This window comes from Streptomyces sp. NPDC020597 (assembly GCF_044335095.1).
Taxonomy (GTDB): domain Bacteria; phylum Actinomycetota; class Actinomycetes; order Streptomycetales; family Streptomycetaceae; genus Streptomyces.
The window spans coordinates 97,344-120,378 of sequence record NZ_JBIRUL010000008.1; the positions used below are offsets into that span (position 1 = coordinate 97,344).

The window sequence follows — 23,035 nt, forward strand, 5'->3', positions numbered from 1 at the left end:
CCCGGGCGGTCGGTTGCCCGGGCCGCCGACTGTCACCCCAACGAGGAATCAGCCGTTGACGAAGTCCGCGCGGGCCAGCACTCCGGTGTCCGGGTTGTCCGTGAAGACCCCGTCGATACCGGTCGCGAAGTAGGTGCGGAACGCGCCGAAGGGGTCGCCGTAGGCGTCCGGGTCCGAGCCCTTGCGGAAGTCGGCGGGCAGGAAGGGGTTCTCGTTGCGCATCGTGTACGGGTGCAGGATCAGGCCGACCGCGTGGGCGTCCTTCACCAGGGTGGTCGGCGTGGTCAGCCTGCCGGCCGCGTCCTTGGGGATGACCAGGTCGAGGGTGGGTCCGATGCCCTGCGCGTACCCGGCGATCTCCCGCAGGCCGGCCCGCGTGACGAGGTCGGCGACGGTGCGCGGGTCGCCCGTCTCGACGAAGTCCCAGGGGCGGGAGGCGGCGGTGGACAGCAGCACGACGAGCGGGTTGTCGACCAGCTTGTTCAGGCGCTGGATGCTGGTCGGCTCGAACGACTGCAGGACGACCGGCGAGTTCTTCCTGTCCTTGCCGTACTTGTGCAGCAGCTTGGCGACCCGCTCCTCCAGGCCCAGGCCCTGCTTGCGGAAGTAGGTGGGGTGCTTGGTCTCGGGGTAGATCCAGACCTGCTTGCCGCGCTTACGGGTCTGCTCGTCCTGCCACTTCAGGACCTCCTCGAAGGTGGGGATCCCCCAGCGGCCGTCGTAGAGCGTGTTGTGCGGGCGGTTGGCCGGGATGCGCTCGATCGCCCGCAGTCTCTTCAGCTCGGCGAGCGTGAAGTCCTCGGTGAACCAACCGGTGGTGGGGACGCCGTCGAGCACCTTCGTCGTGCGGCGGTCGGCGAACTCGGGGTGGGCGGCGACGTCCGTCGTGCCGCCGATCTCCGGCTCGTGCCGGCAGACGAGGTGGCCGTCCCGGGTGGGGACGAGGTCGCCGGCCTCGACGATGTCGGCGCCCAGGTCGAGGGCCAGCTGGTAGGAGCCGAAGGTGTGCTCGGGGCGGTAGCCGCTGGCGCCGCGATGACCGATGACCGTGGGCACCGGAAGGCTCTTGAGGCCTCCTCCTCCGTGGCGTGCCTCGGCGGCCGACGCCGTGCCGGACAGACCGAGCACACCTCCGGCGCCGAGCACGGCCGCGCCGAGGAGCGCCCGTCGCCCGGTGCCGCCCGTGCGCGCCTGCTCGTGCGACTCCTGCGTGTCCTGCGTTCCCATGAGGGGCCTCCCAGCCGTCGGCTCGTCCGTGCGGGCCGATGGTAGGGGCGTGTACATGACCTCCGGGAGACCTCGGCCCCAACACGCGGAGGACGGCGGACGGCACGTGGTGTACGCCGGGCGCGTGAGGTCGCCTACGCCGGATGCGGTCGGCGCGGTACGCCGAGGTGACGGGTCGTCGGGGACGGGGGATTCGGCGCGGGCGGCCGGGATACCCGCTCGGAACCGGGCACGGTGACGCCCGGCGACGGCAGGCGAGGGGCGTCGTCCGGGCTGCGGCCAGGGCTGCGGAGAGGCCCGGGCTCTTCCCCGGCCCCTCTCCGGGTGCGGGGCGGTCCTCCTCGTTCCGTCCGGATGACGGGTGGGCTACGGGCGGGCGGCGATGCGGCCGTACAGGTAAACAAACGTCAACAGTGCGTAAGACCTGGGTGACCCGATGTGCGTCCGCCCCCGGCGCGCGAGTATCGTCCTCACCTGCACAGACTCATACCGTTTTCCCTTGACATCGGAGGGCTCGTTGTCGCGCTTCGCGCTCATCAAGGCAGTGCTCGGACCGGTCATGCGCCTGATGTTCCGCCCCCGGGTCGAGGGCGCGGAGCACATCCCCGGCGACGGCCCCGTGATCCTGGCGGGCAATCACCTCACGTTCATCGACTCGATGATCCTGCCGCTGGTGTGCGACCGACAGGTCTTCTTCATCGGCAAGGACGAGTACGTCACCGGCAGGAGCCTCAAGGGCCGGCTGATGGCCTGGTTCTTCACCGGGGTCGGCATGATCCCGGTGGACCGGGACGGCGGCCGCGGCGGCGTCGCCGCGCTGATGACCGGACGCCGCGTCCTGGAGGAGGGCAAGGTCTTCGGGATCTACCCCGAGGGGACGCGCTCCCCCGACGGCCGTCTCTACCGGGGCCGCACCGGCATCGCGCGGCTGACGCTGATGACGGGCGCTCCCGTCGTGCCGTTCGCGATGATCGGCACGGACAAGCTGCAGCCGGGCGGAGCGGGCATGCCCCGTCCGGGCCGGGTGACCGTCCGGTTCGGCGAGGCGATGGAGTTCTCCCGTTACGACGGGATGGACCGGGACCGCTATGTGCTGCGGGCCGTCACCGACTCCGTGATGACCGAGGTCATGCGGCTGTCGGGCCAGGAGTACGTGGACATGTACGCCACCAAGGCCAAGGCGGCGTAACCCCTCCGGGCGGGATGCGCCCTGCGGTGCGGGCGCGCCGGGGCAGCGTGGCGCGATCGCCCGAGCCGCCCGGCCCCCGGCCCTGCCGGGTCACCTGGGGACGCCGTTCCGCGGGCCGGGTGACGTGCGGTCGCCGTTCCGCGGGCCGGCTCGCTCAGCCCGCGGTCTCCAGGCGCTGTCCCCTGAGCAGGAACCACGCCGCCACGGCCGCCGCCAGCAGGACCGCCGCGCCCACTCCGGACGCCACCGCGAGGCCGTCGACGAACGCCTCGCGGGCCGATGCGAGCATCTGCGCCCCCTCGGCCGGTGGCAGGTGCCCCGCCGCCTCCACGGCCCCGCCCAACGACTCGTGCGCCTCCTGCGGCGTGCCAGCCGGGGCCGCGAAGCCCCGGTAGACACCGGTCACGATCGAGCCGAGCAGGGCGATGCCGAGCGCCGCGCCCAGTTCGTACGCCGTCTCGGAGACGGCCGAGGCCGCGCCCGCCTGGTTCTTCGGCACCGAGCCCAGGATGACGTCCGCGGTCACCGTGAAGGAGAACCCGGCGCCCACGCCCACCACCAGCAGGGCCGCGCCCAGCACGGGATAGCCGGTGGTCCCGGTGACCGTCGTCAGCGCGGCCAGCGCCAGGCCGATCGCCGCGAGCCCGCCGGAGACCACGGCCCGCACCGAGAAGCGGCGCGCCACGCGGCCCGCCAGCAGACCGGCCGTCACCGCTCCCACCGCCGCGGGCAGTTCGGCCAGCCCCGCCTCCAGGGGCCGCCTGCCCTGCACCGACTGCAGGTACTGGGAGAGGAAGAACACCAGGCCGGACATGCCGAGCACGGTCAGCAGGTCGGCCAGCACGGCACCGCTGAAACCGCGCCTGCGGAACAGCCGCATGTCCAGCAGCGGGACGGGCAGCGCGAACTGACGCCGCACGAAGCCCCACAGCGCCGTGCCGCCCAGCACGGCCGCGGCCAGGGTCTCCCAGCTCGGGCCGTGGCCGGCGACCTCCTTCACGGCGTACACGACGGCGATCACGCCGACCAGCGACAGCGTCACGCTGATCAGGTCCCAGGGACCGTGGTCGGGGTTCCTGGACTCGGGCAGCGTCTTCACGCCGACCACCACGAGCACCACCATGACGGGCAGGTTGATGAGGAAGACCGACCCCCACCAGAAGTGCTCGAGGAGGAAGCCGCCCACGATCGGGCCGACCGCGGTGCCCGCCGAGGCCGTCGCGCCCCAGACGCCGACCGCCAGACTGCGTTCGCGCGGGTCGTGGAAGAGGTTGCGGATCAGGGCGAGGGTGGCCGGCATGAGGGTCGCTCCGGCCACGCCCAGCAGGGCGCGCGCCGCGATCATCGTCTCCGGGGAGGTCGCGTAGGCGTTGAGGACCGAGATCAGGCCGAAGGCGGTGGCGCCGAGGAGCAGGATCCGCTTGCGGCCGATGCGGTCGCCGAGGCTGCCCATCGAGACGAGCAGACCGGCGATGACGAACGAGTAGACGTCGCCGATCCAGAGCAGCTGCGCTCCGGAGGGTTCGAGGTCCTCGCTGATGTACGGGGTCGCGAGACCGAGGACGGTCGCGTCGACGGCCACCAGCAGCACGGCGAGCACGAGGACGGAGAGCGCCAGCCAACGGTCGGGGCGCTTCACCGCCCCGGTCGTGGTCGCAGGCTGCAGGGTGCTGGTCATGGTTCCTCTGTTCGTGAGCTGGGTCGGGCAGTGGGGTGCCGAGCGGTGGCGGTGCCGTGCGGGTGGCGGTGTGGAGCGGTGGCGGCGCCGAGCGGTGTGGCCCTAGTGGCGCAGTGCGCCGCCGAGCAGCAGCTCGGTGATCATGTGGGTGAAGTCCTTGCCGGCGACCCGGCCCTCGGAGACCGCCCAGGCTCCCGAGGCCAGCAGGCCGTAGAGCGCCTCCGTGAGCCAGGCGGGGGTCAGGTCGATGCGGAACTCGCCGTCGGCCTGGCCGCGCCGGAACAGGGCGGCGATGCGCTCGTCGATCCGGGTCCAGCCCGGATTCTGCTGCTCGCCCTCGAAGAGCTGGTTCTCGGTGTAGAGGAAGGCGAGCAGGGCGGCGGCCGGTTCGATCTCCCGCACGAGCCGGCGTACGGCGTCGGCGGCCGGGCCTTCGTCCGGTCGGGCCGCCTCCAGGGCGGCCTCGCACTCCGCGATCCCGAGGGACTCCAGGGCGCGCACGAGCGCGTCGCGCCCGGCGAACTGGCGGTGCAGCGTGGCCCGGCTGATCCCGGCGGCCTTGGCGACCTCGTCCATCGTCGCGGTGGATTTTCGGGTCAGCAGGGCCGCGGCAGTGCGCAGCACGTGGTCACGGTCGACAGCCATGAGACAAGAGTAGCCCATGTGAGACATTCATGTCTCATTCTGGGAGTGTGCGGCTCTGTGACGCGACGGGAGCGAGGGCCCGCTCGACGCAGTCAGCTCAGTGCCAGGGCAGTCGGCTGCGCCGCTCCCAGTAGGCCTGCGGGTCCTCCGACAGCACGTCCAGCCGGTCCAGCTGGTCGTCGTCGAGGTCGACGACCGCCGCGTGCAGGTTGGACGCGAGCTGGGCGGCCGTCGCCGCGCCGGAGAGGACGACGCCGGCCCAGGGCCGGCGCAGGATCACGGCGAGGGCGACGGCGTCACACTCCAGGCCCGTCTCCTGCGCCACCGACCTGAGGACGTCGGGTGCGGCCGGACCGGCGAGACGCCCGTTGGCCATGCCCTCCTTCACGATCACCGTGAGTCCGGCTTCGCGGGCCTCGGCGAGGGCCGGGCCGGCCGAGGTCTCCAGGAGGTTGTACGTCGACTGGACGGTGCGGAAGAGGGGCTCGCCGTCGACCGTCACGGCGAGCGCGGCGCGGATGGCGTCGGCCTGGGCGGGACCGCTGGTGGAGAAGCCGACCGTGCGGCCGCGCGCGGCGGCCTCCGCCAGTTTCGCGTGCAGTTCCTTGTCGGTGAGGGCCGGGCTGTCCGGGGTCACCGAGTGGATCTGGTAGAGGTCGAGCCGGTCGCCGAGCAGGCCTTCCGTCTCCCGGCGCTGGCGTTCGTAGGTGGCGAGCCCGTGGTCCTTGACCTCGTGCGTCTCGGCGTCCGTCGACCAGTCGGCCGTGTAGGTGTACCCCCATTTGCTGCCCACGACGACGTCGTCGACGTCGGGGCGGGCGGCGAGCCAGCCGGCCAGGAACTCCTCGGAGCGGCCGTACGAGCGGGCCGCGTCGAAGTAGCGGACGCCCTGGGCGTAGGCGGCGTCCAGGAGTTCGTGCGTACGGGCGCGGAGGGCCTCCACGCTGCGGTCGCGCGGGAGGTCCCGGTCGCGGCCGAGGTTGAGGTAGCCGGGGCGGCCGACGGCGGCGAGTCCGAAGCCGATGTGGCAGGTGGGGGTGGTCGCTGCAGCGAGGCGGGCGAAGGGCATCGCGGGCTCCGTTCGGTCGGCTCCGGTACGGCTGACGACCAACGTAACCCGCGACGGCGTCCCCTCCGGCGCGCGGGGCGGGCGGAACTTCCGCGTGTGCGGGACGTGCGGGACGTCCGCGCGGGCGGGCCCGTGCCGGACGTCCGTGTGCCGGGCGCGGTGGCAGGGGGCCCGGGGCAGCGCCGTGGCAGGGGCCCGGGGCAGCGCGGAAGCGGCGCGATCGGCGCGGACCCCGCACCCCGACGGGGCGACGCCGCCCAGGCGTCAGTGCTTGGGCGACGCCGCCCAGGCGTCAGTGCTTGGCGGTGGCCCAGTCGTGCTGTGCCCGCACGTTCGCCTTCACCTCGGCCAGCTGGACCGCGACCGCGCTCGGGGCGGTGCCGCCCCGGCCGTTGCGGGAGGCCAGCGCGCCCGGGACGTTCAGGACCGAGCGGACCTCGGGGGTCAGATGGGCGCTGATCTTCGCGAACTGGTCGTCCGTCAGCTCGTCCAGCTCCTTGCCCTCGGCCTCCGCCGCCTTGACGCACTCTCCGGCGACCTCGTGCGCGACACGGAACGGCACACCCTGCTTGACGAGCCACTCGGCGATGTCGGTGGCGAGCGAGAAGCCGGCCGGGGCCAGTTCCTCCATGCGCTCACGGTGCACGGTCAGGGTGGCGACCATGCCGGTGAAGGCCGGAAGCAGCACCTCGAGCTGGTCGCAGGAGTCGAAGACCGGCTCCTTGTCCTCCTGGAGGTCGCGGTTGTAGGCGAGCGGGAGGGCTTTGAGGGTGGCCATCAGCCCGGTCAGATTGCCGATCAGACGGCCGGACTTGCCGCGCGCCAGCTCCGCGATGTCGGGGTTCTTCTTCTGCGGCATGATCGACGAGCCCGTGGAGAAGGCGTCGTGCAGCGTCACGAAGGAGAACTCCTTCGTGTTCCAGATGATGATCTCCTCGGCGATCCGGGAGAGGTTCACGCCGATCATCGCGGTGATGAAGGCGAACTCCGCGACGAAGTCCCGCGAGGCGGTGCCGTCGATGGAGTTGCCGACGCTGCCGTGCTCGAAGCCGAGTTCCTCGGCCACGGCCTCCGGGTCCAGGCCGAGGGAGGAGCCCGCCAGGGCGCCCGAGCCGTACGGCGAGACGGCCGTGCGCTCGTCCCACTGACGCAGCCGCTCGGCGTCCCGGGAGAGGGACTGCACATGGGCGAGGACGTGGTGGGCGAAGAGGACCGGCTGGGCGTGCTGGAGGTGGGTGCGGCCCGGCATGGCCACGTCCGGATGGGCCTCCGCCAGGCCGACCAGCGCGTCCTGGAGATCGGCGATCAGCCCGCCGACGATCCGGGCGTGGTCGCGCAGGTACATCCGGAAGAGGGTGGCGATCTGGTCGTTGCGGGAGCGGCCGGCGCGCAGTTTGCCGCCGAGGTCGGGACCGACGCGCTCGAGGAGACCGCGCTCCAGGGCGGTGTGTACGTCCTCGTCGGCGATCGTGCCCACGAAGGAGCCGTCGGCGACGTCCGCCTCGAGCTTCCCCAGGCCCGCGATCATCCGGCTCAGTTCGTCCTCGGTGAGCAGGCCCGCCTTGTGCAGCACGCGCGCATGGGCGCGGGAACCGGCGATGTCGTAGGGAGCGAGCCGCCAGTCGAAGTGGACGGACGCGGACAGCTTCGCCAGGGCCTCGGCGGGACCGTCGGCGAAACGACCGCCCCAGAGCCGTACGTCACCGCTGTTGCTGCTCACTTGCGTTGCTCCTCACCGCTGCATTCACCGACCTGCATGATTATGCAGAGGTCTGCATGATTCGTCAATCCGACCGCCCGGAGCGGCGGCCCGGACGACTTGCGAAGACTTTTTGAAGACACCTTGAACAACGGCAACCGCTTACCCGTACTCACCGCTGAACGCCGGCCGCGTCGAACAATCCCACTCCTGACCCAAGTGAGGCATCCGCATGTCCAGGGCTCTTCCGAAGTACAACTCTCGTCGTGTGGTCGTCATCGGCGCGGCCGCCGCTCTGGCCCTGACCGGCGCGGTGGTCGTGAACTCCGCTCTCGCCGGGGAGTCGTCCAAGGGCGCTGCGACCAACGCCCAGACGCTGGCCGCCGGTCCCGGCACGATCAGCTGCCCCGACGTGGCGTCGCAGCTGCCCGCGGTCCCCGCCACCGCCAAGGCCGAGGTCGACCGCAACCTCGCCCTCCTCCAGACGCAGATCAACGAGGCCAACACCCGCCTGCAGAACACCGTCGGCCAGGGCGGCCCCAACTTCGTCCAGAACGCGATCCTCGGCCCGCTGAAGGACAAGCGCACCTCGACGATCGACCGCATCGCCATCTCGATCGGCCGCAAGGGCACCAAGCCGCAGGGCCTCAACGCCCTCGCCGCCTGCACGCTGAACGCGGGCGGCGCGGCCGCCCCGGCGGCGGGCAACGCGGGCAACAACGGCAACCAGGGGAACAACGGAAACAAGGGGAACCAGGGCAACCAGGGCAACCAGGGCAACCAGGGGAACAACGGAAACAAGGGGAACGCGGGCAACGCCGGAAACGCGGGCAACGCCAACGGCGTCGGCACGATCACCTGCCCCGACGTGGCGTCGCAGCTGCCCGCGGTCCCCGCCACCGCCAAGGCCGAGGTCGACCGCAACCTCGCCCTCCTCCAGACGCAGATCAACGAGGCCAACACCCGCCTGCAGAACACCGTCGGCCAGGGCGGCCCCAACTTCGTCCAGAACGCGATCCTCGGCCCGCTGCAGGGCAAGCGCGAGTCCACGATCGACCGCATCGCCATCTCGATCGGTCGCAAGGGCACCAAGCCGCAGGGCCTCAACGCCCTCGCCGCCTGCACGCTGAACAAGTGATGTGACATGCGCGGCGGCCACCCCGGGACGGACAGCACCGGCCAGGGGCGGCCGCCGCGGCGCGCAACCACACGCGCGGTCGCACGAGGGGAATGAGATTCCCCTATTTCCTTAGACACACGAAATACTTTCCCGGATACTTCCCCACCATGGGAAAGACCTACGAGCGCATAGACGGAAGGCTCCGTTCGTTCATCGAGGAGCAGCCCCTCTTCTTCACCGCGACCGCGCCCCTGTCCGGCGACGGCACGGTCAACCTCTCCCCCAAGGGCCTCAAGGGCTCGTTCGCCGTGCTCGACGAGCACACCGTGGCCTACCTCGACTTCGCCGGATCCAACGCCGAGACCGTCGCGCACCTGCGCGAGAACGGCCGGATCACGCTGATGTGGTGCGCCTTCCAGGGGCCGCCGAACATCGTGCGGGTGCACGGCCGGGGCGAGCCGGTCTTCCGCGACGACCCCCGCTTCGGCGAACTCCTGGGCCGCTTCCCGGAGATCGACCCGAGCTCGCACGGACTGCGCGCGGTCATCGTGGTGCACGCCGAACTCGTCCGGGACACCTGCGGGTACGCGGTGCCCTTCATGACCTACGACGAGGACCGCGAACTGCACGGCAAGCGCTTCGCCCGGGAGGACGACGTCTCGCTCGGCGCGTACTTCGCCAAGAAGGACCACATCGCCACGAGCATCGACGGACTGCCCGGGCTGCCCCTGCCGCTCCCGCCGCTGCACCCGCTCCCGCCGCCCGCACATCCCGCACATCCCGCACATCCCGCACAGCAGACGGAACAGGCGCAGCAGGCGCGGCCGCCGCGCTGACACACGGCGCTGACACACGGTCGGCCCCTCCCGGACTGCCGGCGACGGTGTGCGCCCATAGCGTCTTCGCATGTCTCCTCGTGCAGCCGCCGGCCTCGCCATCGCCGCCCTGCTCGCGCTCGGCGCGGCCCCCGGGGCCGGCGCGGTCCCGCGTGCCGCGGCGCCGGCGCCGCGTGAGGCGCCCCTGCCCGCGCGCATGGCGGATCCGGGCCCCGGCGCCCAGCTGATCACCGCCCTGGCCCCGGGGGCCGGCTCCGTCGCCGGCGTCGTCGCCTGGTGGGACCTGCGCGACGGGCGATGGGTGCGGGCCGGTTCCGCTCCCGCCCGGTTCGGCGCGAAGGGCCTCGTCGAGGGCGCCGCGCGCCGGCAGGGCGGCAACACGACCCCGACGGGCCTGTACGACCTCCCCTTCGCCTTCGGGGTCCAGGCGCCGCCGAGCGGGACGTCGTACCCGTACCGTCCGGTCCACGAGGACTCCTGGTGGTGCCAGGACAACGCCTCCCGCGCCTACAACCGGTGGACCGAACCGCGCCCGGCAGACTGCCGGGCCGGCGAGTCCGAGCACCTGGTCGCCTATCGCGCCCAGTACGCGCACGCTCTGGTCATCGGCTTCAACTATCGCAAGCCGGTGCGCAATCGCGGCGCGGGGATCTTTCTGCACGTCGACGGGCGCGGGGCGACGGCGGGATGCGTGTCGGTGCCGGCCGCGGCGATGCGGCGGATCCTCGCGTGGGCCAGGCCGGAGGGGCGGCCGCACATCGCGATCGGCACGGCGGGCGGGCCGACCGCGATCACCCGGTACTGAGCCGGGGCGGACTCCGCCCCCGGTGACGGTTACCGGCGGTCACGCCCGCCGGCGGTCCTCCGCGCGGGACTCTCGCCGCAACTGAACGCTGCGCGGCCGTGGCCCGTATCTGAGGGCCAAGGGTCCGCACCCACGGAGGAACAGTGACCACGACGATCGCCGGCGGCCGTGCCGCCCGCCGCCAGACGATGCGCCGCATCCGTCCGCGCCGCTCCCCGGCCGTGCCGCTGTTGATCGCCGTCTGGGCGGGAGCCGCGGGCGTGCTGTGGCTGTGGTGGGACAACACGCCGAACATCGCGGACGACAACAGCAAGATCCTCAACGCGGGGCGGATCACCGGTCTGCTCGCCGGATACCTGATGGCGCTCGTCGTGCTGCAGATGGCCAGGGTGCCGGCGCTGGAGCGCCGGGTGGGCTCGGACCGCGTCGCCCGCTGGCACGCGATGAGCGGCCGGTACACGCTCTGCCTGACGTTCGCGCACGTGTTCCTCATCATGTGGGGATACGCGCTGCAGGCGGGGAAGTCGCTCGGCGACATCGTCTCGCAGACCGTCGACTCGGTGAACCAGCTGCCCGACATGGGCAAGGCCGCCATCGGCACCGGTCTGCTGGTGCTGATCGGCGTGGTGTCCATCGGCCCGGTCCGGCGCAAGATGCCGTACGACACCTGGTACCACATCCACCTGATGACGTACGCGGCCGTGTTCCTGACGTTCTGGCACCAGATCACCACCGGAAACGACTTCGCCGTCGAGCCGACCGCGAAGACCGCCTGGTACGCGCTGTACGGCACGGTCACCGCGTTGGTCGTCTGGTACCGGGTCATCACCCCCGTGCGGCTGAACCTGCGCCACCGCCTGTACGTCGAGGCGGTCATCGAGGAGACGCCGGGCATCGTGTCGGTGCTGATCGGCGGACGCAAGCTGCACCGGATGGGCGCGGAGGCCGGCCAGTTCTTCCGCTGGCGGTTCATGGCGCCGGGGATGCGCATGAGCTCCCACCCCTACTCGCTTTCCGCCGCGCCCCGCCCGGAGCTGCTGCGGATCACCGTCAAGGCGATCGGCGACCACAGCGCCGCGCTGCGCGAGCTGACGCCCGGCACGAAGGTCTGGGCCGAGGGACCCTACGGCGCGATGACGGCGTCCCGGCGCAGCCGCGGCAAGGTGCTGCTGGTGGCCGGCGGGGTCGGCATCACCCCGATGCGGGCGCTGTTCGAGACGCTGCCGGGCGCGGCCGGTGACATCACCCTGCTGTACCGGGCCAACAGCACCCAGGACCTGGCCCTGTGGGACGAGCTGGCGAAGATCGCCGACGAGCGCGGGGCACGGCTGATGTACGCGGTCAACAGCCCCGACGGGGAACGCCCCGACATCTCGGCGGAGTCGCTGCAGCGCAAGATCCCCGACATCGACAGCCACGACGTTTTCATGTGCGGGCCGAACGGCTTCGCCCAGGGCGTGTACGAGGCACTGCGCGGCGCCGGGGTCCCCGCCCGCCGCATCCACCACGAGTCGTTCGAGATGTGAGCGACCCGTACGCACGGGAACCTCGCCACCAACGGGAATCAGGAGCTCAGTAAGCGATGAGGAAGAGTCACCCGCTCCGGCGGGTCGTGCTGGCCACCGCCGCCACCGTGTCCGGGGTCGTGCTGCTGCTGTCGCTGAAGCCCTCGGCCGACCCCGGCGCCACACAGGCGGCCGGGGCGGGCGCCGGCGCCGCGGCGCAGGAGGCCGCCCAGGGCGGTGCGGGCTCGGTCGTGTCGGGAACGATGACCGGTGACGCGGCCCAGACCCAGTACGGGGCCGTGCAGGTCCGTATCACCGTCGTCGAGAACAAGATCACCAAGGCGGAGGCCGTTCAGGCCCCCAAGGGCGGCACCAGCACGCAGAAGACGGAGCTGGCCGTCCCCAAGCTGAACGCCGCGGTGGTCGCCCGGCAGAGCGCGAACATCGACACGGTGTCCGGCGCCACCTACACCAGCGAGGGCTACAAGAAGTCCCTGCAGTCGGCGATCGACAAGGCGAACGCGAGCGCCGGCGCCTCCCAGGGCTCCGGAAGCGCGCAGGCCGCCAGCACGTTCACCGGAGACGCCGCGCAGACGCAGTACGGGGCCGTGCAGGTCCGCATCACGGTGGCCGGCGGCAAGATCACCAAGGCCGAGGCCGTTCAGGCCCCCAAGGGCGGCACCAGCGACCAGAAGACCCAGCTCTCCGTCCCCAAGCTCAACCAGGAGGCCGTCGCCGCCGGCAGCGCCGACATCGACTCCGTCTCCGGCGCCACCTACACCAGCGAGGGCTACAAGAAGTCCCTGCAGTCCGCACTGGACAAGGCGAAGGCGGGCAAGGGACCGTCGTCGGGCTCCGGGAACGCGGGCGGTTCCGGGAACGCGGGCGGTTCCGGGAACGCGGGCGGTTCCGGCTCGTCCGCGGGTTCCTCCGGCTCCGCGGGCGCCGCACAGGCCAAGACCGTCACCGGCAGCGTCGAGCAGACGCAGTACGGGCCGGTGCAGGTCCGCATCACGGTGGCCGGCGGCAAGATCACCAAGGCCGAGGCGGTACAGGCCCCCAAGGGCGGCACCAGCGACCAGAAGACCCAGCTCTCCGTCCCCAAGCTCAACCAGGAGGCCGTCGCCGCCGGCAGCGCCGACATCGACTCCGTCTCCGGCGCCACCTACACCAGCGAGGGCTACAAGAAGTCCCTGCAGTCCGCACTGGACAAGGCCGGTGTCTGACACGGTGGCCGAGTCGGCGGCGGCCCCGGCCGTGGTGCGGCACGCGGAAGAGGTCATGGGGACCGTCTTCTCCTTCGACGTCCGCGGCGGCGACGCCGAGGCGGTGCGGACGGCGCTGGACGAGGCGGTCGCCTCGCTGCACCGGGTGAACGAGGTGTTCAGCACCTACCGCGAGAACAGCCAGGTCTCCCGGCTGGCGCGCGGCGAGCTGGCGCTCGAGGAGTGCGATCCCGAGGTGGCCGAGGTGCTGGAGCTGGGCGGCGAGGCCGAACGGGCCAGCGACGGCTGGTTCAGCATGCGCTACCAGGGCCGGCTCGACCCGACGGGCATCGTGAAGGGCTGGGCCGCGGAGCGCGCGGCCCGGCTGATCGCGGCGGCGGGCGTGAGCGGGGTGAGCGTCAACGGCGGCGGGGACGTGCAGCTGCTGGGCGTCCCCGGGCCCGAGCGGCCGTGGCGGGTCGGCGTCTCCGACCCGCTGCGTCCCGGCGGGCTCGCGGCGGTGGTCTCGGCGGCGGGCGCGGACGAGCTCGCGGTGGCGACGTCCGGGACGTCGGAGCGCGGCGCCCACATCGTGGACCCGCGCACGGGCCGCTCCGCGGTGACCGACCTGGTCGCCGTGACGGTGGTGACGCCCCGGCTGACCTGGGCGGACTGCTGGGCCACTGCGGCCTTCGCGATGGGCTCACGGGAGGCGCTGGGCTGGCTGGAGTCCCTTCCGGACGTCGAGGCCCTCCTCATCACGGCAGGCGACGAGGTCCGCTGCACAGGCGGCCTGGCATCCCGCCTGGGCTGACCCCGCCCCGGAGACGAAACCCCGCGCAACCCCACCACCGGGGGCGCGGGGAACTGCGCAACAAACCCCCACGGACCCGCACGCCCAGCCACACGATCAGCCCACCCACGGCCCCAGGGGCGCGGGGAAGTGCGCAACAAACCCCCACAGACCCGCACGCCCACCCACACGATCAGCCCACCCACGGCCCCAGGGGCGCGGGGAACTGCGCAACAAACCCCCACAGACCCGCAGGCCCACCCACACGATCAGCCCACCCACGGCCCCAGGGGCGCGGGGAACTGCGCAACAAACCCCCACAGACCCGCACGTCCACCCGCACGATCAGCCCACTCACGGCCCCAGGGGCGCGGGGAACTGCGCAAAACCGCCCCCACCGAACCGCACCCGGCACAAGAAGGCGGCCCCCTCGGCGGCAGCCGTCAGTGGCCGTTCTGCGCCAACCGCAGGAGATGATCGGCCAGCGCCTGCCCCCCGGTCGCCTCCCGGCTGATCAGCAGCAGCGTGTCGTCGCCGGCGATGGTCCCCAGGATGTCGTGCAGCTCGGCCTGGTCGATCGCCGAGGCGAGGAACTGCGCGGCCCCCGGAGGGGTCCGCAGGACCACGAGGTTGGCGGAAGCCTCCGCGGAGATCAGCAGCTCCTGCGACAGCCGCCGCATCCGCTCCTCCTTCGCCGACTCCCCCAGCGGCGCCCGAGGGGTGCGGAATCCCCCCTCGCTGGGCACCGCGTAGATCAGGTCGCCGTCGTTGTTGCGGATCTTGACCGCGTTCAGCTCGTCCAGGTCCCGGGAGAGCGTCGCCTGGGTGACGCTCAGCCCGTCGTCCGACAGCAGCTTCGCCAGCTGGCTCTGCGAGCGCACCGCCTGCCGGTTGAGGATGTCCACGATCCGGCGGTGGCGCGCGGTGCGGGTCTGCGGCACGGCGGGCCCGTTGGCTCCCGGGTGCTCATGGTCCTGCGCCTGACTCATCGTCGTCTCATTCTCCGGATCGGTCCCCGTTCACTGCGTCGAGGATGCCGGGCAGCGCCCCGAGGAACGCCTCCGTCTCGTCGTCGCCGAGGTTCAGCGGCGGCATCAGCCGGATGACGTCGGGGGCAGGCACGTTCACCAGGAACCCGGCCTCCTGAGCCGCCTGACGCACCTGGGGCGCGAGGGGCTCGGTGAGCACGATACCCAGGAGGAGGCCGGCGCCCCGGACATAATCGATCAACGGGTGGCCGACGGCCTCGATTCCGTCCCGCAACCTCTCGCTCTGGCGCTTGACGTTCTCCAGCAACCCCTCGTTCTCGATCGTCTCGAGGACGGCGAGGCCGGCGGCGCAGGCGACCGGGTTGCCGCCGAAAGTGGTCCCGTGCTGGCCCGGCTGCAGCAGGTCCGCCGCCCGCCCGAAGGCGACCGTCGCGCCCAGCGGCAGTCCGCCGCCGAGTCCCTTCGCCAGCGTGACGATGTCCGGCAGGACGCCCTCGTGGGCCTGGTACTCGAACCACTGCCCGGTCCTGCCGACGCCGGTCTGCACCTCGTCGAGGACCAGCAGCGCGCCGGTCGCGGCGGTGATGGCGCGGGCCGCCTTGAGATACCCCGCGGGCGGCACGACGACGCCCAGCTCGCCCTGGATCGGCTCGAGAACGACGAGCGCCGTCTCCTCGGTGACGGCGGCGGCCAGCGCCTGGGCGTCGCCGAAGGGGACGTGGGTGACGTCTCCGGGCAGCGGCAGGAACGGTTCCCTCTTGCCCTGCTGGCCGGTGAGCGCGAGGGCGCCCATGGTCCGGCCGTGGAACGCGCCCTCCGTGGCGACGACACGGGTCCGCCCGGTCAGCCGGCCGATCTTGAAGGCGGCCTCGTTCGCCTCGGCGCCCGAGTTGCAGAAGAAGACCCTGCCGTCCCGCCCGAAGTGCCGCAGCAGCCGTTCGGCGAGCGCGACGGTCGGTTCCGCCATGAAGAAGTTGGAGATGTGGCCGAGAGCGCCGATCTGCCGGCTCACGGCCTCGACGACGGCCGGGTGGGCGTGACCGAGGGCGTTGACCGCGATGCCGCCGACGAAGTCCAGGTACTCCTTGCCGTCGGCGTCCCAGACCCGGCTGCCCGCGCCGCGCGCCAGGGGCAGCAGCGGGGTGCCGTAGTTGTTCATGAACGCGCTCTGCCACCGCGCGGTCAGTTCCTGGTTGGCGTCGCTCACGGCTCCCCCTGTCCGTCGGGCACGACCATCGTGCCGATGCCTTCGTCGGTGAAGATCTCCAGCAGGATCGAGTGCTGGACGCGCCCGTCGATGACCCGGGCGGTGGTGACGCCGCCTCGCACGGCGTGCAGACAACCCTCCATCTTGGGGACCATGCCGGAGCTCAACTCCGGCAGCAGCTTCTCCAGTTGGGAGGCGGTGAGGCGGCTGATCACCTCGTCGCTGTTGGGCCAGTCCTCGTAGAGGCCCTCGACGTCCGTGAGGACCATGAGGGTTTCGGCGCCCAGAGCAGCAGCGAGTGCCGCAGCCGCCGTATCAGCATTGACGTTGTAGACATGTCCGTCGTCCTGGCTCCTGGCGATCGACGAGACGACCGGGATGCGGCCGTCGGCGAGCAGTGCCTCGATGGCGCCCGTGTCGATCGCGGTGATCTCGCCGACCCGCCCGATGTCGACGGACTCGCCGTCGATCTGCGGCTGGTGCCTGGTGGCGGTGATGGTGTGCGCGTCCTCGCCGGTCAGTCCGACGGCGAGCGGACCGTGCTGGTTGAGCAGGCCGACCAGCTCGCGCTGGACCTGCCCGGCGAGCACCATCCGTACGACGTCCATGGCCTCCTCGGTGGTGACGCGAAGGCCTGCCCTGAACTCGCTGACGATGCCGTGCCGGTCGAGGGCGGCGCTGATCTGCGGACCGCCGCCGTGCACGACGACCGGCCTGATGCCGGCATGGTGCAGGAAGACGACGTCCTGGGCGAACGCGGCCTTCAGGTCATCGTCGATCATGGCGTTGCCGCCGAACTTGATGACGACGGTCTTGCCGTTGTGGCGGACCAGCCAGGGCAGCGCCTCGATGAGGATCTGGGCCTTGGGGAGCGCGGTGTGCTTGCGGGTCACGTTGCTCATGAGGAGTACGCGCTGTTCTCGTGGACGTAGTCGGCGGTCAGGTCGTTGGTCCAGATGACGGCCGACTCCGAGCCGGCGGCCAGGTCGGCGACGATGTGGACCTCGCGGTAGCGCATGTCGACCTGGTCGCGGTCCTCGCCGACGCCGCCGTTCCTGCAGACCCAGACGCCGTTGATGGCGACGTTGAGCCGGTCGGGCTCGAAGACGGCCTTCGTGGTGCCGATCGCGGACAGCACCCGGCCCCAGTTGGGGTCCTCGCCGTGGACGGCGCACTTGAGGAGGTTGTTGCGGGCGATCGAGCGGCCCACCTCGACGGCGTCGTCCTCGCTGGCCGCGCCCACGACCTCGATCTTGATGTCCTTGCTGGCGCCCTCGGCGTCGCGGATGAGCTGCTGGCCGAGGTCGTCGCACACGGCGCGCACGGCCTCGGCGAACTCCTCGTACGACGGAGCGACGCCGGAGGCGCCGGAGGCCAGCAGCAGCACGGTGTCGTTGGTGGACATGCAGCCGTCGGAGTCGACGCGGTCGAAGGTGACCCGGGTGGCGTCGCGCAGCGCCTTGTCCAGGGTCCCGCTGTCGACGTCGGCGTCGGTGGTGAGGACGACCAGCATGGTGGCGAGGCCGGGGGCGAGCATGCCGGCGCCCTTGGCCATGCCGCCGACGGTCCAGCCGTCGCCCTGGGCCACGGACGTCTTGTGGACCGAGTCCGTCGTCTTGATGGCGATGGCGGCCTTCTCGCCGCCGTGCTCGGAGAGCTGACCGGCGGCGGTCTCGATCCCCGGCAGCAGCCTGTCCATCGGGAGCAGGACGCCGATGAGGCCGGTGGAGGCGACGGCGACCTCGCCCGCGCCGATCTCCAGCACCTCGGCGACCTTCTCGGCCGTCGCGTGCGTGTCCTGGAAGCCCTTGGGTCCGGTGCACGCGTTGGCGCCGCCGGAGTTCAGCACGACGGCGGTCAGCTCGCCGCTCCTGAGGACCTGCTCCGACCACAGCACGGGCGCGGCCTTCACGCGGTTGGAGGTGAAGACGCCGGCGGCGGCGCGGCGGGGCCCGTCGTTGACCACGAGGGCCAGGTCCGGGTTGCCGTTCTCCTTGATCCCGGCGGCGATGCCCGCCGCTGTGAATCCCTTGGCTGCCGTGACGCTCACGGTGCGACTCCGATCGTGGAAAGCCCCGTGGTCTCGTCGAGGCCGAGGGCGATGTTCATGCTCTGCAGGGCGCCGCCGGCGGTGCCCTTGGTCAGGTTGTCGATGGCGCTGACGGCGATGACGCGATCCGCGGCCGCGTCGTACGCGACCTGTACCTGGACGGCGTTGGAGCCGTAGACGGAGGCGGTCGCGGGCCACTGCCCCTCGGGGAGGAGGTGGACGAACGGCTCGTCGGCGAAGGCCTTCTCGTAGGCGGCGCGCACGGACTCGGCGGTGACGCCGGGCTTCGCCTTGGCGCTGCACGTGGCGAGGATGCCGCGGGACATCGGCGCGAGGGTGGGCGTGAAGGAGACGGAGACGGGCTCTCCGGCGGCGGCGCTGAGGTTCTGGATCATCTCCGGGGTGTGCCGGTGGCCGCCGCCCACGCCGTACGGCGACATCGACCCCATGACCTCGGAGCCCAGCAGGTGAGGCTTGGCCGCCTTGCCGGCGCCGGAGGTGCCGGAGGCGGCGACGATCACGGCCTCGGGCTCGGTCAGGCTCGCCGCGTACGCCGGGAAGAGCGCGAGCGAGACGGCCGTCGGATAGCAGCCGGGGACCGCGATGCGCTTGGACCCCTCCAGCGCCGCGCGGCCGCCCGGCAGTTCGGGGAGGCCGTAGGGCCAGGTCCCGGCGTGCGCGGAGCCGTAGAACCGCTCCCAGTCGGCCGGGTCCTTCAGTCGGAAGTCGGCGCCCATGTCGACGACGAGGGCCTCCGGGCCGAGCTGCTCGGCCACGGCCGCGGACTGGCCGTGCGGGAGGGCGAGGAAGACGACGTCGTGTCCGGCGAGGACCTCGGGGGTGGTCTCCTGGAGGACGCGGCCGGCCAGCGGCAGCAGGTGCGGCTGGATCCCGCCCAGCCTTTGCCCGGCGTTGGAATGGCCGGTCAGGGCGCCGATCTCCACCTCGGGGTGCGCGAGGAGCAGGCGCAGGAGCTCTCCGCCCGCATACCCGCTCGCTCCGGCCACCGCCGCACGTACCACCATGACTCCTCCTCCTGGATGGCATGACTATACGTTTCGATGCACGTTTATGCAATCCATGCAGGAGCCGACCCGGAGTGATCCCTGCCCGCTCCCGCGGCCCGCGTAACCCCGGCGGGCGTGAGCGGTGGCCCGCCCGCGCCCGCCGGGATCCGTCACCTCCGCGGGTCAGAGCTGCCTGATCCGCAGGAAGGTGATCGAGTTCGCCGGGAAGGTGTGGGTGAACTTCCCCGCGACCCCGGTGACGGTGGAGGTCACCGGGGCGACCGGCGTGCCGGTCTCCGTGTTGACCGCGTCCGGGGCCGCGGTGAGGGTGATCGCCTTCGCCCTGGAGGCGACCTTGGCGCCACCGAGGTCGATCGCCGTACGGGCGTCCGAGGACTGGGCGTTGACGACCTTGACGATCAGGTCGCCGGTGCCGCGGTCCTCGGTGACGACCTGCCGGAACGGCTCGGCCGGCTTGTCGTCGGTGAAGCTGCCCCACTCCTGGCCGTCGAGGTAGAGGGTCACCTGCCGGCCGCGCACCTTGACGTCGATGTCGTAGGCGCGGCCCGTCTCGACGGACCCGGCCTTGGAGACCAGCGTCGACTTGCCGCCGTCCACGGCCTGCTCGACGGCGGACTGGGTGTTGTTCCAGCCGCCCAGGTTCCACCAGTAGTAGTTGCCGGTGTCCTTGACGCCGAACGCGACGAGGAACCCTTCCTTGCCGGACTTCTTGGTGGCCTTCACGTGCAGGTCGTAGTCGTGCCAGGCGGCGTCACCGGCCGAGACCATGGTGTTCTCGGCGGCGGCGTCGGTCTGCACGTACTGCCCGTCCTGCAGTGACCAGCTGCCGCCGCCGGTGTGCGTCCACCGCGAGGCGTCACCGGAGAAGTCGTCGCTCAGGAGTGGCGCGCCGTCCGCACCGGTCACCCGCACATCGTCGTACGCCGCACTGGTCGCCCAGGTCGACAGGCCGACGGCGCCCGTGATCGGGCCCTGGAGGGAGGGGGTGGCGGTCGCCGACGAGGGCACCACGCGGTCGCCGACGTTGGTCATGAACAGCTTCTGGACCTCGTAGTTGGCGGAGTTCCAGGAGGCGTGGTTGTTGAACCACACCAGGTCCGGGCGCCACTGGACGTAGTCCTCGTTGGCGAACAGCGGCGCATAGGAGGCGAGTTCGACGACGTCGGCGTTGCGTTCGAGGCCGGTCATGAACGCGGCTTCGGCCAGCCCGTTCTTGAAGGCGTTGCCCTGGGAGGCGTACTCGCCGAGGAAGACCTTGGGGCCGCCGCGGTCGTAGGAGTCGTAGCGGTCGTTGTTCTGCAGGAACCACTGCGGGCTGTTGTAGTAGTGCTCGTCGACCATGTCGACCTTGGCGTCCCGGTTGAGCTTCCAGGCCGTGTCGAAGGTCGAACCCGAGTCGTCGGGACCGGAGTTGGAGATGACGGTGACGTCCGGGTACTTCGCCTCGATCGCGGAGCGGAACTCCTTGAAGCGGGCGAAGAACTCGACGGGCAGGTTCTCCTCGTTGCCGACCTCGAGGTGGGTCAGACGGAAGGGGCGAGGGTGGCCCATCTGCGCGCGCTTCCTGCCCCAGGGGGAGGTGACCGGGCCGTTGGCGAACTCGATCAGGTCCAGGGTGTCCTGGATGTGGCGCTTGAGCAGCGCCTCGTCGACGACCGCCCTGTTCTGGCCGCAGCCGGTGACCAGGGCGGGGACCACGGGCAGCGGCATCGCGCCGACGTCCTCGGCGAAGCGGAAGTACTCGTAGTAGCCGAGGCCGTAACTCTGGTTGTAGCCCCAGAAGTTGGAGTTGACGGCGCGCTGCTCGACGGGTCCGACGGTGTCCTTCCACTGGTAGGAGCGGGCGCGCTGCCAGCCGGACGCCTCGCTGTAGTCCTGCATGGAACCGGTGTTCACCAGGCACCCGCCGGGGAAGCGCACGAACCCGGGATGCAGGGCCGCGATCTTCTCGGCGAGGTCCTTGCGCAGTCCGTTGGGCTCGTTGCGGTAGGTCTCCCGGGGGAACAGCGACACCATGTCGAGGGCGGTCGCGGCCGAGGAGCCCACCGTCAGCCGGCCGTCGCTGCTGGTGCGGGCGGCGGTGAAGGACGCCTGGTACCGGACCCAGCCGCCCTTGCGGACGGCCACCGTGCGGGCGGCGGCCAGCGCGCCGCCGGCGTCCTGGAGGCTCACGGTGAGGGTGGCGCCGTTCTCGGCGCGGGCCCACACCGAGAAGTCGTACTTCTTGCCCTGCTCGACCCGGACGCCGGTGTTGTACCCGGAGTTCGTGACCGACGAGCCCGCGCCCAGCGAGAGGTAGTTGCGGTTGCGGTCGTTGAGCCGGCCGGCGTCGTTCAGGACCTCCGCCGCGCCCTCGACCGTCCAGGAGGTCAACGGGGTGTACGACCTGTTGTCGACGGCGGCGTACTCGAAGGACCTGTTCTGCACGAGTTCGGCGTACAGGCCGCCGTCGGCCGCCCGGTTGATGTCCTCGAAGAAGACGCCGTACATCGTGTCGTCGATCTTCGCGCCCTTGGCGGACGGGTCGACGCTGATGCTGTAGTCGGTCACGGACTCGGCGTGCGCCGGGGCGGGGAGGAGGGCGGTGGCGGTCAGCAGGGCCGTGACCGGAAGGCCGATTCTCCAGCGCGTGCGGGCGGTGCGGGTGGTGCGTGCGGTTCGGATGCCTCGGGTGGTTCGGGTGGTGCTGCGCGACATGAATGACTCCGCGGCTCGATGGGGGGAGTTCTCTGCGAGTCGTTCGAAATATCAGACGATGATCAACACTGCGAACGGCAAGATAGAGAGGTGACCGAGGCACGTCAATGGGGCGTGCGACGGCGGGAGTGACGGAGGGGGCGTCCCATGGGCGGGTTCCGGCCAGTGCCGGACGTGCTGGCGTACCTCACGGGAAGCTGGCGGGTGGAGCGGTCGGTGCGGGACCTGGCGGGCGGCGGCGAGGGCCGCTTCGAGGGCGTCACGGTGTTCGGAGCGCCGCACCGCGACGCCCCCGGGGAGCACGGCGGACCGCTTGCGGACGGTGAGCCGCTTGCGGACGGTGGGCCGCTTGCGGACGGTGGGCTGCTGCACGAGGAGTGCGGCACGTTCGTCTGGCTCGGCGTCGCCCGGCCCGCCGCGCGCACGCTGCGTTTTCTGCCGGGCTCCCGGCCCGGCACGGCGGACGTGCGGTTCGCCGACGGCCGCCCCTTCCACGACCTGGATCTCACGACCGGACGGCACGTGGCCGACCACCCCTGCTCGGCGGACCTCTACCGGGGCGAGTTCACCGTCCGTGACGGGGACCGCTGGCGGACGGTCTGGCGCGTGGCCGGCCCCGTCAAGGACCTGCTCCTCGTCACCGACTACGCGCGCGTGGGCTGAACCGGCGCTCCTTCGAGACGCAGGTTCCAGCGGCCCCCGCGGCCGGTGACGGTGGTCGTGGACAGCGGGCGCACGTCGATGTTCCAGTACGTCGAGGGCGGCGCCTTCAGCGCGTACACCAGGGCGGCGCGGATCACGCTCGGCTCGGCGACGGCGACGATGCGGCAGCCGTCCTCCACCGGCCGGGTGTCGAGCCAGCCGCCCACCCGGGAGATGAAACCGAGCAGGGACTCGCCGCCGTGCGGGGTGGCCAACGGGTCGGCCAGCCAGGCGTCCACGGCCTCGGGCTCCCGCGCCATCGCCTCGCCGAGCGTGAACCCGCGCCAGCGGCCCATGTCGCAGTCGCGCAGCGCGAGCTGCACCAGCGGGGCGTATCCGAGCGCGTCCCCGGTGGCCCGGCTGCGCGGGGTCGGCGAGCAGTAACGCAGCTCGGCGGCCGCGAGCGGGAGCAGCTCGGAGGCCGCGCGCTGCACCTCGCCCCAGCCCGCCTGGTCCAGCGGCCGGTCGTCCTCGAAGCGCTCCGCGAGCAGCGGGGAGCTGCGAGCGGCGGCGACGAACGTGACCCGAAGTGGCATGCGGTGATGGTGAGCCGCGCAACTGCGCAGGTCAAGAGGTGTCGGCGGACGGCCG

At 71.8% G+C, this 23,035-nt stretch carries 20 protein-coding genes; 8 read left to right on the forward strand and 12 right to left on the reverse strand.

The genetic code is table 11. The features are described from left to right. Positions 1-48: 48 nt before the first annotated feature. Positions 49-1,227 (reverse strand): glycerophosphodiester phosphodiesterase, encoded by a 1,179-nt coding sequence (locus ACH4ZA_RS16305; RefSeq protein ID WP_319281500.1) that lies wholly within the window; start codon positions 1,225-1,227, stop codon positions 49-51. 517 nt (positions 1,228-1,744) lie between these two features. Between ACH4ZA_RS16305 and ACH4ZA_RS16310 the strand changes: the two genes are divergently transcribed. Beyond that, on the forward strand, positions 1,745-2,416 hold the full coding sequence (locus tag ACH4ZA_RS16310; protein ID WP_319281520.1) for a lysophospholipid acyltransferase family protein: 672 nt from the start codon (positions 1,745-1,747) through the stop codon (positions 2,414-2,416). A 154-nt stretch (positions 2,417-2,570) separates the two neighbouring features. On the opposite strand, the gene ACH4ZA_RS16315 is transcribed toward ACH4ZA_RS16310, so the two are convergent. The 4 genes from ACH4ZA_RS16315 to argH form a co-directional block, all read right to left on the reverse strand. Continuing rightward, a complete protein-coding gene (locus tag ACH4ZA_RS16315) occupies positions 2,571-4,094 on the reverse strand; it encodes an MFS transporter (RefSeq protein WP_319281502.1) in 1,524 nt (507 codons plus the stop codon). 102 nt (positions 4,095-4,196) lie between these two features. Further along, positions 4,197-4,739 (reverse strand): helix-turn-helix domain-containing protein, encoded by a 543-nt coding sequence (locus ACH4ZA_RS16320; protein ID WP_319281504.1) that lies wholly within the window; start codon positions 4,737-4,739, stop codon positions 4,197-4,199. A gap of 97 nt (positions 4,740-4,836) precedes the next feature. Continuing rightward, on the reverse strand, positions 4,837-5,808 hold the full coding sequence (locus ACH4ZA_RS16325) for an aldo/keto reductase (RefSeq protein ID WP_319281506.1): 972 nt from the start codon (positions 5,806-5,808) through the stop codon (positions 4,837-4,839). Between the two features lie 292 nt (positions 5,809-6,100). Beyond that, a complete protein-coding gene (gene argH, locus ACH4ZA_RS16330; protein ID WP_319281508.1) occupies positions 6,101-7,528 on the reverse strand; it encodes an argininosuccinate lyase in 1,428 nt (475 codons plus the stop codon). Positions 7,529-7,739: 211 nt separating this feature from the next. Between argH and ACH4ZA_RS16335 the strand changes: the two genes are divergently transcribed. From ACH4ZA_RS16335 to ACH4ZA_RS16360, 6 genes are all read left to right on the forward strand, one after another. Beyond that, a complete protein-coding gene (locus ACH4ZA_RS16335; RefSeq protein ID WP_398429997.1) occupies positions 7,740-8,645 on the forward strand; it encodes a hypothetical protein in 906 nt (301 codons plus the stop codon). A 149-nt stretch (positions 8,646-8,794) separates the two neighbouring features. Then, positions 8,795-9,463: a pyridoxamine 5'-phosphate oxidase family protein gene (locus tag ACH4ZA_RS16340; RefSeq protein ID WP_398429998.1), complete on the forward strand. Its 669-nt coding sequence runs from the start codon at positions 8,795-8,797 to the stop codon at positions 9,461-9,463. A gap of 70 nt (positions 9,464-9,533) precedes the next feature. Continuing rightward, positions 9,534-10,268 carry a L,D-transpeptidase gene (locus tag ACH4ZA_RS16345; protein WP_398430000.1) on the forward strand — a complete coding sequence of 245 codons (735 nt, stop codon included), beginning with the start codon at positions 9,534-9,536 and terminating at the stop codon, positions 10,266-10,268. 143 nt (positions 10,269-10,411) lie between these two features. Next, on the forward strand, positions 10,412-11,794 hold the full coding sequence (locus tag ACH4ZA_RS16350) for a ferredoxin reductase family protein (RefSeq protein WP_319281518.1): 1,383 nt from the start codon (positions 10,412-10,414) through the stop codon (positions 11,792-11,794). 56 nt (positions 11,795-11,850) lie between these two features. Beyond that, positions 11,851-12,999, forward strand: a complete 1,149-nt coding sequence (locus tag ACH4ZA_RS16355) for an FMN-binding protein (RefSeq protein WP_398430002.1) — start codon at positions 11,851-11,853, stop codon at positions 12,997-12,999. Beyond that, on the forward strand, positions 12,992-13,792 hold the full coding sequence (locus ACH4ZA_RS16360; RefSeq protein WP_398430004.1) for an FAD:protein FMN transferase: 801 nt from the start codon (positions 12,992-12,994) through the stop codon (positions 13,790-13,792). Before ACH4ZA_RS16355 ends, ACH4ZA_RS16360 begins: the two co-directional genes overlap by 8 nt. A 422-nt stretch (positions 13,793-14,214) precedes the next feature. On the opposite strand, the gene ACH4ZA_RS16365 is transcribed toward ACH4ZA_RS16360, so the two are convergent. The 6 genes from ACH4ZA_RS16365 to ACH4ZA_RS16390 form a co-directional block, all read right to left on the reverse strand. Next, positions 14,215-14,760, reverse strand: a complete 546-nt coding sequence (locus tag ACH4ZA_RS16365; protein ID WP_398430006.1) for an arginine repressor — start codon at positions 14,758-14,760, stop codon at positions 14,215-14,217. A 7-nt stretch (positions 14,761-14,767) separates the two neighbouring features. Then, complete coding sequence (locus tag ACH4ZA_RS16370) at positions 14,768-15,967, reverse strand: acetylornithine transaminase (RefSeq protein WP_398430008.1); 1,200 nt, start codon at positions 15,965-15,967, stop codon at positions 14,768-14,770. After that, on the reverse strand, positions 15,964-16,869 hold the full coding sequence (gene argB, locus ACH4ZA_RS16375) for an acetylglutamate kinase (protein WP_398430010.1): 906 nt from the start codon (positions 16,867-16,869) through the stop codon (positions 15,964-15,966). The genes ACH4ZA_RS16370 and argB overlap by 4 nt, the downstream gene beginning before the upstream one ends. Further along, positions 16,866-18,017 carry a bifunctional glutamate N-acetyltransferase/amino-acid acetyltransferase ArgJ gene (argJ, locus tag ACH4ZA_RS16380; RefSeq protein WP_398430012.1) on the reverse strand — a complete coding sequence of 384 codons (1,152 nt, stop codon included), beginning with the start codon at positions 18,015-18,017 and terminating at the stop codon, positions 16,866-16,868. The genes argB and argJ overlap by 4 nt, the downstream gene beginning before the upstream one ends. After that, a complete protein-coding gene (argC, locus tag ACH4ZA_RS16385; protein WP_398430014.1) occupies positions 18,014-19,042 on the reverse strand; it encodes an N-acetyl-gamma-glutamyl-phosphate reductase in 1,029 nt (342 codons plus the stop codon). The genes argJ and argC overlap by 4 nt, the downstream gene beginning before the upstream one ends. A gap of 165 nt (positions 19,043-19,207) precedes the next feature. Next, positions 19,208-21,742 (reverse strand): alpha-L-arabinofuranosidase C-terminal domain-containing protein, encoded by a 2,535-nt coding sequence (locus tag ACH4ZA_RS16390; RefSeq protein ID WP_398430016.1) that lies wholly within the window; start codon positions 21,740-21,742, stop codon positions 19,208-19,210. Positions 21,743-21,889: 147 nt separating this feature from the next. Between ACH4ZA_RS16390 and ACH4ZA_RS16395 the strand changes: the two genes are divergently transcribed. Beyond that, on the forward strand, positions 21,890-22,405 hold the full coding sequence (locus ACH4ZA_RS16395) for a DUF6314 family protein (protein ID WP_398430018.1): 516 nt from the start codon (positions 21,890-21,892) through the stop codon (positions 22,403-22,405). Here ACH4ZA_RS16395 and ACH4ZA_RS16400 read toward each other — a convergent pair. Next, a complete protein-coding gene (locus tag ACH4ZA_RS16400) occupies positions 22,387-22,980 on the reverse strand; it encodes a histidine phosphatase family protein (protein ID WP_398430020.1) in 594 nt (197 codons plus the stop codon). The two genes, ACH4ZA_RS16395 and ACH4ZA_RS16400, sit on opposite strands and share 19 nt — an antisense overlap. Between the last annotated feature and the right edge of the window lie 55 nt (positions 22,981-23,035).